At 65.6% G+C, this 13,903-nt stretch carries 18 protein-coding genes; 3 read left to right on the top strand and 15 right to left on the bottom strand.

The features are described 5' to 3' along the window. Window positions 1-41: 41 nt before the first annotated feature. From ABC337_RS12160 to ABC337_RS12125, 8 genes are all read right to left on the bottom strand, one after another. Window positions 42-932: a tRNA pseudouridine synthase A gene (locus ABC337_RS12160; RefSeq protein ID WP_412883750.1), complete on the bottom strand. Its 891-nt coding sequence runs from the start codon at window positions 930-932 to the stop codon at window positions 42-44. 32 nt (window positions 933-964) lie between these two features. Next, a complete protein-coding gene (gene rplQ, locus ABC337_RS12155) occupies window positions 965-1,534 on the bottom strand; it encodes a 50S ribosomal protein L17 (RefSeq protein WP_412883751.1) in 570 nt (189 codons plus the stop codon). 75 nt (window positions 1,535-1,609) lie between these two features. Next, the gene (locus tag ABC337_RS12150; protein WP_290255912.1) at window positions 1,610-2,620 is read right to left on the bottom strand and encodes a DNA-directed RNA polymerase subunit alpha; all 1,011 of its coding nucleotides are present in this window, start codon (window positions 2,618-2,620) and stop codon (window positions 1,610-1,612) included. A gap of 125 nt (window positions 2,621-2,745) precedes the next feature. After that, window positions 2,746-3,147, bottom strand: a complete 402-nt coding sequence (gene rpsK / locus ABC337_RS12145; RefSeq protein WP_066436904.1) for a 30S ribosomal protein S11 — start codon at window positions 3,145-3,147, stop codon at window positions 2,746-2,748. Between the two features lie 101 nt (window positions 3,148-3,248). Then, entirely contained in the window at window positions 3,249-3,626 is a 378-nt protein-coding gene (gene rpsM, locus ABC337_RS12140) for a 30S ribosomal protein S13 (RefSeq protein WP_011775569.1), read from the bottom strand. Window positions 3,627-3,810: 184 nt separating this feature from the next. Continuing rightward, a complete protein-coding gene (gene rpmJ, locus ABC337_RS12135; protein ID WP_009358722.1) occupies window positions 3,811-3,924 on the bottom strand; it encodes a 50S ribosomal protein L36 in 114 nt (37 codons plus the stop codon). Between the two features lie 68 nt (window positions 3,925-3,992). Continuing rightward, on the bottom strand, window positions 3,993-4,214 hold the full coding sequence (infA, locus tag ABC337_RS12130; protein WP_009358723.1) for a translation initiation factor IF-1: 222 nt from the start codon (window positions 4,212-4,214) through the stop codon (window positions 3,993-3,995). A gap of 181 nt (window positions 4,215-4,395) precedes the next feature. Further along, a complete protein-coding gene (locus tag ABC337_RS12125) occupies window positions 4,396-5,433 on the bottom strand; it encodes a P1 family peptidase (RefSeq protein ID WP_412883752.1) in 1,038 nt (345 codons plus the stop codon). Between the two features lie 246 nt (window positions 5,434-5,679). Between ABC337_RS12125 and ABC337_RS12120 the strand changes: the two genes are divergently transcribed. From ABC337_RS12120 to ABC337_RS12110, 3 genes are all read left to right on the top strand, one after another. After that, complete coding sequence (locus ABC337_RS12120; RefSeq protein ID WP_412883753.1) at window positions 5,680-6,630, top strand: carbohydrate ABC transporter permease; 951 nt, start codon at window positions 5,680-5,682, stop codon at window positions 6,628-6,630. Further along, complete coding sequence (locus ABC337_RS12115) at window positions 6,627-7,559, top strand: carbohydrate ABC transporter permease (protein ID WP_412883754.1); 933 nt, start codon at window positions 6,627-6,629, stop codon at window positions 7,557-7,559. The genes ABC337_RS12120 and ABC337_RS12115 overlap by 4 nt, the downstream gene beginning before the upstream one ends. 84 nt (window positions 7,560-7,643) lie before the next feature. Next, a complete protein-coding gene (locus tag ABC337_RS12110; protein WP_412883755.1) occupies window positions 7,644-8,990 on the top strand; it encodes an ABC transporter substrate-binding protein in 1,347 nt (448 codons plus the stop codon). A 110-nt stretch (window positions 8,991-9,100) separates the two neighbouring features. Here the strand turns inward: ABC337_RS12110 and map are convergent, their stop codons facing one another. The 7 genes from map to rplR form a co-directional block, all read right to left on the bottom strand. Next, window positions 9,101-9,928, bottom strand: a complete 828-nt coding sequence (gene map / locus ABC337_RS12105) for a type I methionyl aminopeptidase (RefSeq protein WP_412883756.1) — start codon at window positions 9,926-9,928, stop codon at window positions 9,101-9,103. Between the two features lie 106 nt (window positions 9,929-10,034). Continuing rightward, window positions 10,035-10,604, bottom strand: a complete 570-nt coding sequence (locus tag ABC337_RS12100; protein ID WP_412883757.1) for an adenylate kinase — start codon at window positions 10,602-10,604, stop codon at window positions 10,035-10,037. Window positions 10,605-10,609: 5 nt separating this feature from the next. After that, window positions 10,610-11,920: a preprotein translocase subunit SecY gene (secY, locus tag ABC337_RS12095; RefSeq protein WP_290255920.1), complete on the bottom strand. Its 1,311-nt coding sequence runs from the start codon at window positions 11,918-11,920 to the stop codon at window positions 10,610-10,612. 190 nt (window positions 11,921-12,110) lie between these two features. Further along, on the bottom strand, window positions 12,111-12,602 hold the full coding sequence (gene rplO, locus ABC337_RS12090) for a 50S ribosomal protein L15 (protein WP_412883758.1): 492 nt from the start codon (window positions 12,600-12,602) through the stop codon (window positions 12,111-12,113). Continuing rightward, a complete protein-coding gene (rpmD, locus tag ABC337_RS12085) occupies window positions 12,603-12,809 on the bottom strand; it encodes a 50S ribosomal protein L30 (RefSeq protein ID WP_056626615.1) in 207 nt (68 codons plus the stop codon). A 3-nt stretch (window positions 12,810-12,812) separates the two neighbouring features. After that, on the bottom strand, window positions 12,813-13,493 hold the full coding sequence (gene rpsE / locus ABC337_RS12080) for a 30S ribosomal protein S5 (RefSeq protein WP_290255922.1): 681 nt from the start codon (window positions 13,491-13,493) through the stop codon (window positions 12,813-12,815). A 26-nt stretch (window positions 13,494-13,519) separates the two neighbouring features. Then, window positions 13,520-13,903 carry a 50S ribosomal protein L18 gene (rplR, locus tag ABC337_RS12075; protein ID WP_290255923.1) on the bottom strand — a complete coding sequence of 128 codons (384 nt, stop codon included), beginning with the start codon at window positions 13,901-13,903 and terminating at the stop codon, window positions 13,520-13,522.

Here is a 13,903-nt window from a genome sequence, read left to right as displayed (position 1 = left end):
GCCCCGCCAACCGAAGATCAGGGGTGGCCGGCGAAGGGTTGCTACTCGCGCCGGGCGCGGGTCAGCTCCGCCCGGGCCATCAGCCCTTCCGCCGAGGGGTACGCCACCTCTTCCAGGATCAGCGGATGCGGCGGGGCCAAAACGGAGCGGGCGTCCCGCTGCCGGGCCAGCAGCCGTTCGTAGAGCCACCCCGGAGGCTGCTCGCCGGCGCCGACGAACAGCGCCGAACCGATGAGGGCCCGGACCTGGTTGTGGCAGAAGGCGTCCGCCTGGATGGTGGCGACAATGACGCCGTCGGCCCCGCGGGTGAAGTCAAAGCGCTGCAGCTCACGGATGGTGGTGGCGCCCTCCCGCGGCTTGCAGTAGGAACGGAAGTCCTGCAGCCCCAGCAGCGGCGCGGCACCCTCGTTCAACAGGTCTGTGTCCAGGGCCGTCTTGTGCCAGAGCGTGGCGTACCGGGTGACCGGGTCCCAGCGGGGTGTGCCGTCGGCGATGCGGTAACTGTAGCGGCGCCAGAGCGCGCTGAACCGGGCATCAAAGCCCTCCGGCGCCAGCGCCGCGCGGTGTACCTCGACAGCCCCGGCGAGGTCCCCCATGCCCCGGCGGAGGGCGCCGCGGAGCCGGCGCAGTAACGCGGCGGCCGGATCCAGTCCGGCGCCGCGGGGAAGGCCGGCCCATTCGGCGGCGGCCATGTCGAAGTGCACCACCTGGCCGCGCGCGTGCACACCGGCGTCGGTCCGTCCGGCCACGGTGACCCGGACTGGGCGGCGCAGCAACAGGGCCAGGGCCTCCTCCAGGACCCCCTGGACGGTTCGCCTACCGGGCTGGAGCGCCCAGCCGCTGAACGGCGCCCCGTCGTAGGAGAGGTCCAGCCGGATACGCAAAAACCCGCCGTCCCCGGTAAGGGGGACAGCGGGTTCGTGCTCGTTCATAGACCTAAGTCTATAAGAAGGCGGTCAGCGAATTACTTCGCTTCCTTCTCGGTCTCGGCGGGAGCTTCCTCGGCGGCCGGAGCCTCTTCGGTTGCTGCTGCCTCGGCCTCGGGGGCCTCTTCGGTTTCAGCGGCTTCGGTTTCGGCAACCGGAGCAGCCTCGTCCTTCTTGTCGGAGTCCTTCTTTTCAGCGTCCCGCTGGGCGGCGGTGGTGGCCTCGGCAACCACGGCCTGCTTGGCGGAAACCGGCTCCAGGACCAGCTCGATGACAGCCATGGGGGCGTTGTCGCCCTTGCGGTTGCCGATCTTGGTGATGCGGGTGTAGCCGCCGTCGCGGTTCTCCATCGCCTGGGCGATGTCGGTGAACAGCTCGTGGACGACGCCCTTGTTGCTGATCAGGCCCAGCACGCGACGGCGGGAAGCCAGGTCGCCGCGCTTGGCGAAGGTGACCAGACGCTCGGCATACGGCTTCAGGCGCTTGGCCTTGGTCACCGTGGTGGTGATGCGCTTGTGCTCGAACAGTGCGGCAGAGAGGTTCGCGAGCATGAGGCGCTCGTGAGCCGGGCCGCCTCCGAGGCGCGGACCCTTAGTGGGGGTAGGCATAACTATTTCTCCTCATATGGAAGCCTGCGGACCGTGCACGCTGCGGTGCGTCCGATCCGCCGGCCAAGATCTGTTTTAGAGCTCGTCGTCGCTGAACGCGGCGTCGTCCTCTTCGATGGCTGCGGCGCGGGCTGCAAGGTCGAAACCGGGAGGGGAGTCCTTGAGGGACAGACCCAGCTCAACAAGCTTTGCCTTGACCTCGTCGATGGACTTCGCACCGAAGTTACGGATGTCCATCAGGTCAGCCTCGGAGCGGGCAACGAGTTCACCCACGGTGTGGATGCCCTCACGCTTGAGGCAGTTGTAGGAACGGACGGTGAGGTCCAGATCCTCGATCGGCAGTGCCATGTCCGCTGCCAGGGCAGCGTCCGTCGGCGACGGGCCGATCTCGATACCTTCAGCTGCGGTGTTCAGCTCGCGGGCCAGACCGAACAGTTCCACCAGGGTGGTACCGGCCGAAGCAACGGCATCGCGCGGGGCGATGGCCGGCTTGGTCTCGACGTCGACAATCAGCTTGTCGAAGTCGGTGCGCTGCTCGACACGGGTAGCTTCCACGCGGAAGGTCACCTTCAGCACCGGCGAGTAGATCGAGTCGACCGGGATGCGGCCGATCTCGGAGTCGCCGGACTTGTTCTGAGCTGCCGACACGTAGCCGCGGCCGCGCTCGATGGTCAGTTCGAGTTCAAACTTGCCCTTCGAGTTCAGCGTGGCGATGTGCAGATCCGGGTTGTGGAATTCGACGCCGGCCGGCGGAGCGATGTCCGCGGCGGTGACGACTCCCGGGCCCTGCTTGCGCAGGTAAGCGACAACCGGCTCGTCGTGCTCGGAGGAAACCGACAGGTTCTTGATGTTCAGGATGATCTCGGTGACATCTTCCTTGACACCCGGAACCGTGGTGAACTCGTGCAGCACGCCATCGATCCGGATGCTCGTGACAGAGGCACCGGGGATGGAGGAGAGCAGGGTACGGCGGAGGGAGTTACCGAGGGTGTAGCCGAAGCCCGGTTCCAGCGGTTCAATGATGAAGCGGGAACGGTTTTCGGAGACGACCTCTTCGGAGAGGGTGGGGCGCTGTGCAATGAGCACTTAGGTTTCCTTTCGGCGAGCATCCGCTATATGACGCAACACAGGTGGTGGAAAGATCGGTCTAATGGCTTAACGCCGCGGCGCTTGCCCGGACCGGCGACGGTCCGGGCAAGCACGGCAGAGCATTAGACGCGGCGGCGCTTCGGCGGGCGGCAGCCGTTGTGGGCGCTGGGGGTGACGTCCTGGATGGAGCCAACCTCGAGGCCAGCGGCCTGCAGCGAACGGATGGCGGTCTCGCGTCCCGAGCCCGGTCCCTTGACGAAAACGTCAACCTTGCGCATGCCGTGCTCCTGGGCGCGCTTAGCAGCGGCCTCGGCGGCCATCTGAGCGGCGAACGGAGTGGACTTACGCGAGCCCTTGAATCCAACCTCACCGGACGAGGCCCAGGAGATGACAGCACCGGACGGGTCCGTGATGGACACGATGGTGTTGTTGAACGTGCTCTTGATGTGCGCCTGGCCCAGCGCGATATTCTTCTTGTCCTTCTTACGCGGCTTGCGAACCGCGCCACGAGTCTTCGGGGGCATTATTTCTCCTACAGAAAGTTATTTGGGGGAAGCGAACGCTGTCGGCCCACAAATGCCTGGTTCCCTGCAATCGCGAAGCGATCTCAGGGGGCACTTGGGTTTTAGCGTCCGGCCTTCTTCTTGCCGGCGACGGTGCGCTTCGGGCCCTTGCGGGTACGAGCGTTGGTCTTCGTACGCTGACCGCGTACGGGCAGGCCCTTGCGGTGACGCAGGCCTTCGTAGCTGCCGATCTCGACCTTGCGGCGGATGTCGGCGGCTACCTCGCGGCGAAGGTCACCCTCAACCTTGTAGTTGCCTTCGATGTAGTCACGCAGCTGAACCAGTTCGGCGTCGGTCAGGTCCTTGACCCGAACGTCGGCGCTGATGCCGGTGGCAGCCAGGGTTTCGTGTGCACGGGTCTTGCCCACGCCGTAGATGTAAGTAAGCGCAATTTCCAGCCGCTTTTCGCGGGGAATGTCTACGCCAGCGAGACGAGCCATAGTGGCGGTACTCCTTGAATAAACCGGAGGTCGTAGGCAGTACACCCGCACGGTGTGTGCGGCCCCAGCCTCCGACCGGGGGTTAGCTGTCCGGACTCGTTGATGCTCAATGTCCCAGATCAGCTTGTGCTGCCTTTTATTTACTTGCGTGGGTTAGCAACCCGGGGTTCTCCGAAGGGGAGAATTAGCCCTGGCGCTGCTTGTGGCGCGGGTTCTCGCAGATCACCATGACCCGGCCATTACGGCGGATCACTTTGCACTTTTCGCAGATCTGCTTGACGCTCGGCTTGACCTTCATGGCGTTCCTTTGCGTGTTGCAGTGGTCAGCTGGCCCGGACCCTGGCTGATGCCACGGCCGTCCAGTGGTTATTTGTAGCGGTAGACGATACGACCACGTGTCAGGTCGTAAGGGCTCAGTTCCACCACTACGCGGTCCTCGGGGAGGATCCGAATGTAGTGCTGTCGCATCTTTCCAGAGATGTGTGCCAGAACGATGTGCTTGTTGGTGAGCTCAACGCGAAACATCGCGTTGGGCAGCGCCTCGGTCACAACGCCCTCGATCTCAATGACCCCGTCCTTCTTGGCCATACCCTCCGCTAACTGTTGTTGCCGCGGCACCCCGGTTTGCACCGGATGCGGCCGCGAACGTTTGTGATTTCTTGCTTGCCTCCCGGCTACCGCTCCCCAAAAGGGCACAGCAGGGCAGACAACCAACAGTCAACATTACGGCATCGGAGGCCGAATGTTAAATCCAGTCATGCTAGCGCACTCAGCGGCGGTATGCACGAAACCGGCCCGTCGGGGTGGTCTCGTCGCCTGCGGCGTCGACCCCGTCCAGGATGGCCAGCCGCACGGCGTCGGCTGCCGCGCTCTGCAGCGTGATCAGGCTCAGCTGCCGCGCCGCGTCGGTGTCGCGGTCCAGCGCGAGGGCGCCCGTGGCGAGGCAGAAGACCGTGTCCCCGTCGGCCAGAGTGTGGCTTGGGTTCAGCGCCCGCGCCAGTCCGGCATGTGCCGCCGAGGCCGTCCTTTTGCACTCGGCCTTGTCCAGGATGGCGTTCGTGGCGACGACGACGAGGGTCGTGTTGAGCGGCGGCAGCTGCGGCGCTTGCGCGCCCTCCGCCCCGTGGCCGGCTTCCGCCGGCGCAGCCGCAACCCTCTGCGTGCTCGCTCGTTCCTCGCTTAGACGCACGCTGCCGGGTTCCGCCTGCTCCGGCGATGTGCCAAAGGGTAGTCCCAGCGCGTTGACTACTGCTATTGCTCCAACCACCACCGGCCCGTCTTTGGAGATGTTCTCGAGGGTGATTGATGCGGTACCGACACCGCCCTTGAACTGGCCCCGGCCGATCAGGGCTCCGGTGCCGGCGCCGGTGCTGCCGCGTTCGACGTTGTGGCCCTCCGGGCGGGAGGCGGCGTCAGCCGTGGCGTCGTAGCCCATGGCCGCGTCCGGGCGGGCGCCGAAGTCGCCGCCCCGGCCCAGGTCGAAGATCGCCGCGGCGGGCACGATCGGAACCACCCCGCCGGGGACTGCGAAGCCCCTCCCCTGCTCCTCGCACCACCTCTGCGCCCCGTGGGCGGCGGCGAGTCCGAACGCGCTGCCGCCGGTGAGGACGACGGCGTCGACCGTGGCCGTGAGGGTGGTGGGGTCCAGGGCGTCGGTCTCGTGGGTGCCGGGTCCGCCGCCGCGGACGTCGACCGAGCCGGCGGTCCCCGGCGGCGGCAGCACCACCGTCACCCCGCTCAGCCAGCCCCCGCTGCGGCGGCCGGCATGGCCCACCCTGATCCCCGGTACATCCGTGATCCCCGTCATGGCTCCATTGTGCGCCGGTGCGGGCCGAATTGGAGCCCGATCCGCCTTTCCCCGCATCCCTGACCACAGGCGAACGGTGTGGAATACTGCAACCAACAGTAGGTAAACGGGCAAGGAAGCCTGGCATAACAAAGCTCTGACGGGGCCTTGTGCGGGGTTCCACCCACCAAGTGTGTGATGAAGTGTATGTTGATCCCCCGCCCGAACGCCTGCCAGTGGCAGGCCTGGATCCGTTAGAGACGCACCATGACAAGACAATTGACTGACAGGCCTGCGGCTACCGCCGCGGCCGTCGCACCGGCCCGGCGCAGGGGACGCTGGTCCGCCAGGACCCGCCGGGACTTCTTCGTATTTCTCGCGCTGGCGTTGCCCAACCTGGCCCTGATCGCGGTGTTCACCTACCTGCCGCTGATCAACAACATCTACTACTCGACGCTGGACTGGACGCTCGGCTCCGCCTCCGCGACCGTCGTCGGCCTCGACAACTACATCAACTTCTTCACCAGCGCCGATGCACCCAACGTGCTCGGCACCACGGCGGTCTTCACCGTCGTGACCGTCGGCGGTTCGATGATCCTGGGGCTGCTGGTGGCCCTGGCCCTGAACGCCAAGGTCCGCGGCACCACCTTCGCCCGCTCCGCCGTCTTCGCCCCCTACGTCCTCAGCGGCGTCGGCGTCGGCCTGGTCTGGCTGTTCATCTTCGACCCGGGCTACGGCGTCCTCTCCTGGCTCCTGCGCGGCATCGGCCAGCAGAGCCCGCAGTGGATCAACGACCCGCAGCTCTCGCTGGTCATGGTCATCATCGTCTACATCTGGAAGAACCTCGGCTACTGCGCCGTGGTGTACCTCGCCGGGCTGCAGTCGCTGCCCAAGGACGTCATGGAGGCAGCGTCCCTCGACGGCGCCAATGGCTTCCGCCGCTTCATCAGCATGGCCGTTCCGCTGCTCTCCCCCACCACGTTCTTCCTCCTGATCACCACGCTGCTCAGCTCCCTGCAGGCGTTCGACCTGATCCGGATCATGACCCCGCTGGGCAACGGCACCTCAACGCTGATTTACGAGGCCTACCTGCAGGCCTTCGGCGCCTACAACCGGGCCGGCTACTCCGCGTCCATCTCCGTGATCCTCTTCGCGATCCTGCTCATCATCACCGTGCTGCAGGTGCGGTTCGTCGAACGTAAGGTGCACTACTCATGAGCACGCTCTCCCCCGTCAGTCCCGATCCGGCGGCCGGGGCCGCCCCCGCGGCAGGCGCGAACCAGGACCTCCCGCCGCAGCGGAACCGCCCATTCTCCCGTGCCAACCTGGTCCAGACAATCGTCGGCGGCTACGTGCCGCTGATCCTGGCCACCCTGGTCGTCGTCGTCCCGCTGCTGTGGATGCTGCTCAGCTCGCTTAAGACGCCGGGCGAGATCGTGACCACGGACCTGAAGATCCTGCCGCAGAGCTTCAACCTGGAGAACTACAAGGTGGCCATGACCACCGTGCCGTTCGGCCAGTTCTTCATCAACAGCCTGATCGTCACCACGGTCGGTTCCACGGTGAAGGTCATCCTGGCCATCCTCACCGCCTACGCCCTGGTGTTCGTCCGGTTCCCGTTCAAGAACGTCATCTTCATCGTGATCCTCGTGGCCCTGATGGTGCCGCCGCAGGTGTCCATCCTGCCGAACTACATCCTGATCGCCGGGATCGGCGGGAAGAACACTCTCTGGGGCATCATCCTCCCCGGCCTTGGCACGGCGTTCGGCACGTTCCTGCTGCGCCAACACTTCCTGACCCTCCCGGCGTCAATCCTTGAGGCCGCGGAGATCGACGGCGCCGGCCACTGGCGCCGCCTCTGGCAGGTCGTCGCCCCGGTGTCCCTGCCCTCGATCGCCACCGTGGCGCTCGTGACCGTCGTCAGCGAGTGGAACGACTACATCTGGCCGCTGATCATCACCGACCGGCCCGAGACCATGACCCTGCCGGTGGGCCTGACCCTGCTGCAGAACTCCGAGGGCAACGGCGCGGGCTGGGGCATCCTGATGGCCGGCGCCATGTTAGTGATCGTCCCCATCCTGCTGGTCTTCGCGGCGCTGCAGCGGTACATCGTCGCCGGCCTCACCCAGGGCAGCGTCACCGGGTAGCCGCCCGGCCTGCCCTCCGCCCACACCCGATTTCCCCATTCCACCGCGCTTCAATCGAGTCAACCTTTCCCGAGAGGAACCATCATGGCCCCCACCTTTGACCGACGTAACTTCCTTGGCCTCGCCGGCGCCACCGCCGGCGCCGCGGCCCTGGCCGCCTGCGGCGGACCGTCCACCAGCGGCGGAGGCGCCACCACCGGCGCGTCCGACATCGACTTCACCGGCGTCAAGCCGGCCGGCTCCTTCGACTTCTGGACCAGCCACCCCGGCAAGTCCCAGGACGTCGAGAAGGCCATCATCGACAAGTTCCAGGCCAAGTACCCGGGCATCAAGGTCAACCTGATCACCGCCGGCGCGAACTACGAGGAGATCGCCCAGAAGTTCCAGACCTCCCAGGCGGCCAAGTCCGCCCTGCCCGGCCTGGTGGTCCTCTCCGACGTGTGGTGGTTCCGCTACTACACCAACGGCAACATCATCCCGCTCGACGGCCTGATCAAGCAGCTGGACTTCAAGATGGACGATTTCCAGAAGTCGCTGGTCGATGACTACAAGTACAACGACAAGCAGTGGGCCCTCCCCTACGGACGGTCCACCCCGCTGTTCTACTACAACAAGGACCACTTCAAGGCCGCGGGCCTGCCGGACCGGGCACCGAAGACCTGGCAGGAATTCGGTGAGTGGGCCCCGAAGCTGAAGGCCGCCTCCGGCGCCAGCTACTCCTACATGTACCCGGCGCTGGCCGGCTACGCCGGCTGGACGCTGCAGAACAACCTCTGGGGCTGGGGTGGCAGCTGGTCCAACGGCTGGGACCTCAACTGCGACTCCGCCGAGTCCGTGGCAGCCCTGCAGTGGGCCCAGGACTCCGTCTACAAGGACAAGTGGGCCGGCGTCTCGTCCAAGAACGCCGCCGACGACTTCGCCGCCGGCATCGCCTCGGCCACGATCTCCTCCACGGGTGACCTGCTGGGCGTCCTGCAGTCCGCCAAGTTCAACGTGGGCGTCGGCTTCCTGCCGGGCGGCCCGAAGAAGGACACGGGCGTCTGCCCCACCGGCGGCGCCGGCCTGGGCATCCCGAGCGGTGTCAGCAAGGAAGTCCAGATGGCAGCCGCCACGTTCCTGAAGTTCATGACAGAGCCGGAGAGCACGGCGGCCTTCTCCGCCGCCACCGGTTACATGCCTATCCGCAAGTCCGCGGACATGGCCGCGGTGCTCGCCAAGACCCCCCAGATCAAGACCGCCATGGACCAGCTGGCCGTGACCCACGTCCAGGACAACGCCCGCGTGTTCCTGCCCGGCGCGGACCAGGAAATGGCCAAGGCCGCTGCCAAGATCCTCACCCAGCAGGGCGACGTCAAGGCCACCATGACGGACCTAAAGACCACCCTCGACGGGATCTACACCAAGGACGTCAAGCCGAAGCTGAAGAGCTAGCACCGGCCGGCGATACGCAAAAGCCCTGGCGCAGCCGGAATTCCCGCAGCGCCAGGGCTTTTCTGTGTCACCGGGGACGCAGGGCGCCAACGTCCCTGGGTGACCGGACGTTAGGGAATCGGGACGGGCACGACGCCGAGCGGGGCGAGCTTCGCGGCGCCGCCGTCGGGTGCGGAGAGGACCCAGATGCCCTTCTCATGCACGGCCACAGAGTGCTCCCACTGGCAGGAGCGGGCGCCGTCGGTGGTGACGACGGTCCAGTCGTCCTCCAGCACGGCCGTGTCGATGCTGCCGCGCACCAGCATGGGCTCGATCGCCAGGCACAGTCCGGGACGGATCTTCGGCCCGCGGTGGCTGGTGCGGTAGTTCAGTACGTCAGGGGGCATGTGCATGGCCGAGCCGATGCCGTGGCCCACGTAGTCCTCGAGGATGCCCAGCGGCTTGCCCGGGACCGAGGAGACGTAGTCGTCGACGGCGTTGCCGATGTCGCCGACGAACTTGCCCTTCGCCAGGGCCGCGATCCCCCGCCACATGGCTTCCTCGGTGACGTCGGAGAGGCGCTGGTCCTCGGGGTCGGCGGTGCCGACGATCACGGTGCGGGCCGAGTCCGAGTGCCAGCCGTCAACGATCGCACCGCCGTCGATCGAGATGATGTCGCCGTCGTTCAGCACCCGGTCCCCGGGGATGCCGTGCACAACTTCCTCGTTGACCGAGGTGCAGATGGTGGCCGGGAAGCCGTGGTAGCCGAGGAAGTTCGACGTGGCCCCGGCTTCCTTGAGGACGCCGGCAAAGACGGCGTCGAGGTCCTTGGTGGTGACACCGGGGACGGCCGCGGCGACGGTGGCGTCGAGCGCCCGGCTCAGCACCAGGCCGGCCTCGTGCATGGTCCGCATCTGGGCGTTGGTCTTGTATTCAATGCGCGTCTGGCCGAATGCCATACTCTGCGTCCTCTCGGTGGTGCCGCCGCCCCTGGCGGGATGGCGGACAAATGCCTGAGGCTCCTCCCGGCAGTGCGGGAGGAGCCTCAACGGTCTGCGGCGGGTCCTAGGCGGACTGTGCTGCCTTGATGGCCTGCATGACGCGGTCGGTGACCTCGTCGATACCGCCGAAGCCGTCCACGCGGGTCAGGATGCCGCGTTCGGCGTACTTGTTGACGACCGCCTCGGTCTGGCCGTGGTACAGATCCAGCCGGTGGCGGATGACGGCTTCGTTGTCGTCGCTGCGGCCGGTTTCCTTGGCGCGGCCCAGGAGCCGGGTGACGAGCTCCTCGTCGTCGGCGGTGAGCTGCAGGACGACGTCGAGCTTCTGGTCATTGTCGGCCAGGATGCCGTCGAGGTAGTCCACCTGTGCGGTGGTACGGGGGTAGCCGTCCAGCAGGAACCCTGCCTCGACGTCGCCCTCGGAGAGACGGTCGCGGACCATCTTGTTGGTCACGCTGTCCGGGACGAAGTCGCCGGCGTCCATGTACTTCTTCGCTTCGAGCCCGAGCGGGGTCTCACCCTTGACGTTGGCCCGGAAGATGTCGCCGGTGGAGATCGCAATGACGCCGAGGCGCTCCGAAATGCGTTCCGCCTGCGTTCCCTTGCCGGAGCCGGGAGGTCCGATAATCAACATTCTCGTCATCGCAAAAGCCCTTCGTAGTGACGCTGCTGTAGCTGCGCATCAATCTGCTTGACGGTCTCCAAGCCAACGCCCACCATGATCAGGATCGAGGTGCCACCGAACGGGAAGTTCTGGTTGGCGTTGATCAGGACCAGGGCGATGAGCGGGATCAGGGCAACGAAGCCCAGGTAGATCGCGCCGGGCAAGGTGATCCGGGAAAGCACGTACTGCAGGTAATCCGCGGTCGGCTTGCCGGCACGGATGCCCGGAATGAAGCCGCCGTACTTCTTCATGTTGTCAGAAACTTCTTCAGGGTTGAAAGTGATCGCAACATAGAAGTACGTGAAGAACACAATCAGGGCGAAGTACAGGGCCATGTAGATGGGGTGGTCGCCCTTGGTCAGGTTGTTGTTGATCCACTCAACCCAGGGGGCCATCTGCTCGCCCGGCTTGGGCGCGTTGAACTGTGCGATCAGGCCCGGCAGGTACAGCATCGACGAGGCGAAGATGACGGGCACGACGCCGGCCATGTTCACCTTGATCGGGATGTAGGTGCTGGTGCCGCCCACGGTGCGGCGGCCGATCATGCGCTTGGCGTACTGCACCGGAATACGGCGCTGGGACTGCTCGACGAAGACCACCAGGGCCACGGTCAGCAGGCCGATCAGCAGCACCAGGAAGAACGTGCCGGGGCCCTGCGCCTTCCAGATGGCGCCGAGGGACGTCGGGAAGCCGGCGGCGATCGAGGTGAAGATGAGCAGCGACATGCCGTTGCCCACGCCCTTCTCGGTCACGAGCTCGCCCATCCACATGATCAGGCCGGTGCCGGCCGTCAGGGTGATGACGATCAGGATGGTGGTGATGATGCTCGAGTCCGGGATGATCGGCAGCTGGCAGTTCGGCAGCAGCTGGCCGGAGCGCGCCAGCGACACCAGCGTCGTGGCGTTCAGCAGGCCGAGGGCGATCGTCAGGTAGCGGGTGTACTGGGTCAGCTTGGACTGGCCCGAGGCGCCCTCTTCGTAGAGCTGCTGGAACCGCGGGATAACCACGCGGAGCAGCTGCACGATGATGCTGGAGGTGATGTAGGGCATGATCCCCAGGGCGAAGATGGAGACCTGGAGCAGTGCACCGCCGCTGAACAGGTTGACGAGCTGGTAGATCCCGCCCGAGGTCTGACCGTTCTGCAAGCATTGCTGGACATTCTGGTAGCTCACACCGGGCGAGGGGATGAAGGCACCCAAGCGGAAGATGGTGATGATTCCCAGCGTGAACAACAACTTGCGTCGCAGATCAGGCGTGCGAAAGGCCCGGCCAAATGCGCTAAGCAAGCGTCCTCCTGTGTAATAAGTAAAATCATGTGAGATAGGTCAAACAAACCCAACAACCGAGTCTAGCGGTTGGATGCTCCCTGCGAACAATCGACAGGGGGTCCGGGCGTGAAAAAACTCCCGGCACCCGGAGGCGTGAGCCCCAGGGTACCGGGAGTTTTATGCAACGGGCATCAGCCCCGCCGCCTCCTTAGAGGGCGGTGGTGCTTCCGCCGGCTGCGGCAATCTTTTCTGCGGCGCTGGCCGAGAATGCGTGGGCGGTGACGTGAACCTTGACGGTGATGTCGCCGGTGCCCAGCACCTTGACGGGCTGGTTCTTGCGAACGGCGCCCTTTTCGACCAGGTTCTCCACGGTGACAGTGCCACCTTCCGGGAACAGCTCGTTGAGCTTGTCCAGGTTTACAACCTGGAACTCAACCCGGAACGGGTTCTTGAAGCCGCGCAGCTTCGGCAGGCGCATGTGCAGCGGCAGCTGGCCGCCGGCAAAGCCAGCCTTGACCTGGTAGCGGGCTGCCGTGCCCTTGGTGCCACGACCGGCGGTCTTACCCTTGGAGCCTTCACCACGACCAACGCGGGTCTTGGCGGTCTTGGCACCCGGGGCGGGACGCAGGTGGTGAACCTTCAGCGCGTTCTGCTTCTCAGCAGCGCCCTGTGCCTTCTCGGCGGTGTTCTTCTCGGCCATTTACTTCGCCTCCTCTACCTTTACCAGGTGCGGAACCGTGTTCAGCATGCCAACGGTCACGGCGTCGGCGGTGCGGACAACGGTGTGTCCGATCCGCTTCAGGCCGAGGGACCGAAGGGTGTCGCGCTGGTTCTGCTTGCCGCCAATGGCGGACTTGATCTGGGTGATCTCCAACTGAGCGTCGGACGGAATCAGGTTCTTCGCCATGACTCAGACACCTGCCTTCTGGTTCATGATCGCCTTCACCATTGCCGGCGTGGCGATCTCGTCGAGAGGCAGGCCGCGGCGTGCTGCCACTGCTGCCGGCTCTTCGAGGCGCTTCAGCGCGTCAACGGTCGCGTGAACGATGTTGATGGCGTTGGAGGAACCGAGCGACTTGGAGAGGATGTCGTGGATGCCCACGCACTCCAGGACCGCGCGGACCGGACCACCGGCGATAACACCGGTACCAGCCGACGCCGGACGCAGCATGACGACGCCTGCGGCGGCCTCACCCTGAACGCGGTGCGGGATGGTGCTGCCGATGCGGGGAACGCGGAAGAAGGACTTCTTGGCCTCTTCAACGCCCTTCGCGATGGCGGCGGGAACTTCCTTGGCCTTGCCGTAGCCGACGCCGACCATACCGTTGCCGTCACCGACGACGACGAGGGCGGTGAAGCTGAAGCGCCGACCACCCTTGACGACCTTGGAAACACGGTTGATGGTTACGACGCGCTCTACGAACTGGCTCTTCTCCGCTTCGCGGCCGCCGTCGCGGCCACCACGGCCACCACGGTCGCCACGGCCCTGGCCGCGGTCGCCACGCTCGCCACGACGGGCACCGCCACGGCGGTCGTCGGTGGTAGCAGGCGCAGCGGTCTCGGTTGCCGGAGCAGCTACAGCTTCAGTCACCTGAGTGTCCTTTTCGTTATTTTCGGTCACAGTGCCAGCCCACCTTCACGTGCGCCGTCAGCGACGGCGGCGATCCGGCCGTGGTACTTGTTACCACCGCGGTCGAAGACGACAGCTTCGATGCCGGCAGCCTTGGCACGCTCGGCAACGAGCTCGCCGACGCGCTTGGCCTTGGCGGTCTTGTCGCCGTCGAACGCGCGCAGGTCGGCTTCCAGGGTGGAGGCGCTTGCCACGGTCAGGCCCTTGGTGTCATCGACAACCTGGACGAATACGTGGCGGGCCGAACGGTTGACGACCATGCGAGGACGTACAGCCGTACCGGAAATGCGCTTGCGGATACGAAGCTGGCGGCGGCTGCGCTGGGCAGACTTGCTCTTGTTCGTACGCTTCTTGTTAATTGCGATGGCCAT

The organism is Arthrobacter phoenicis, assembly GCF_047238215.1.
GTDB lineage: Bacteria > Actinomycetota > Actinomycetes > Actinomycetales > Micrococcaceae > Arthrobacter.
This window is presented reverse-complemented; position numbering and strand designations above follow the sequence as displayed.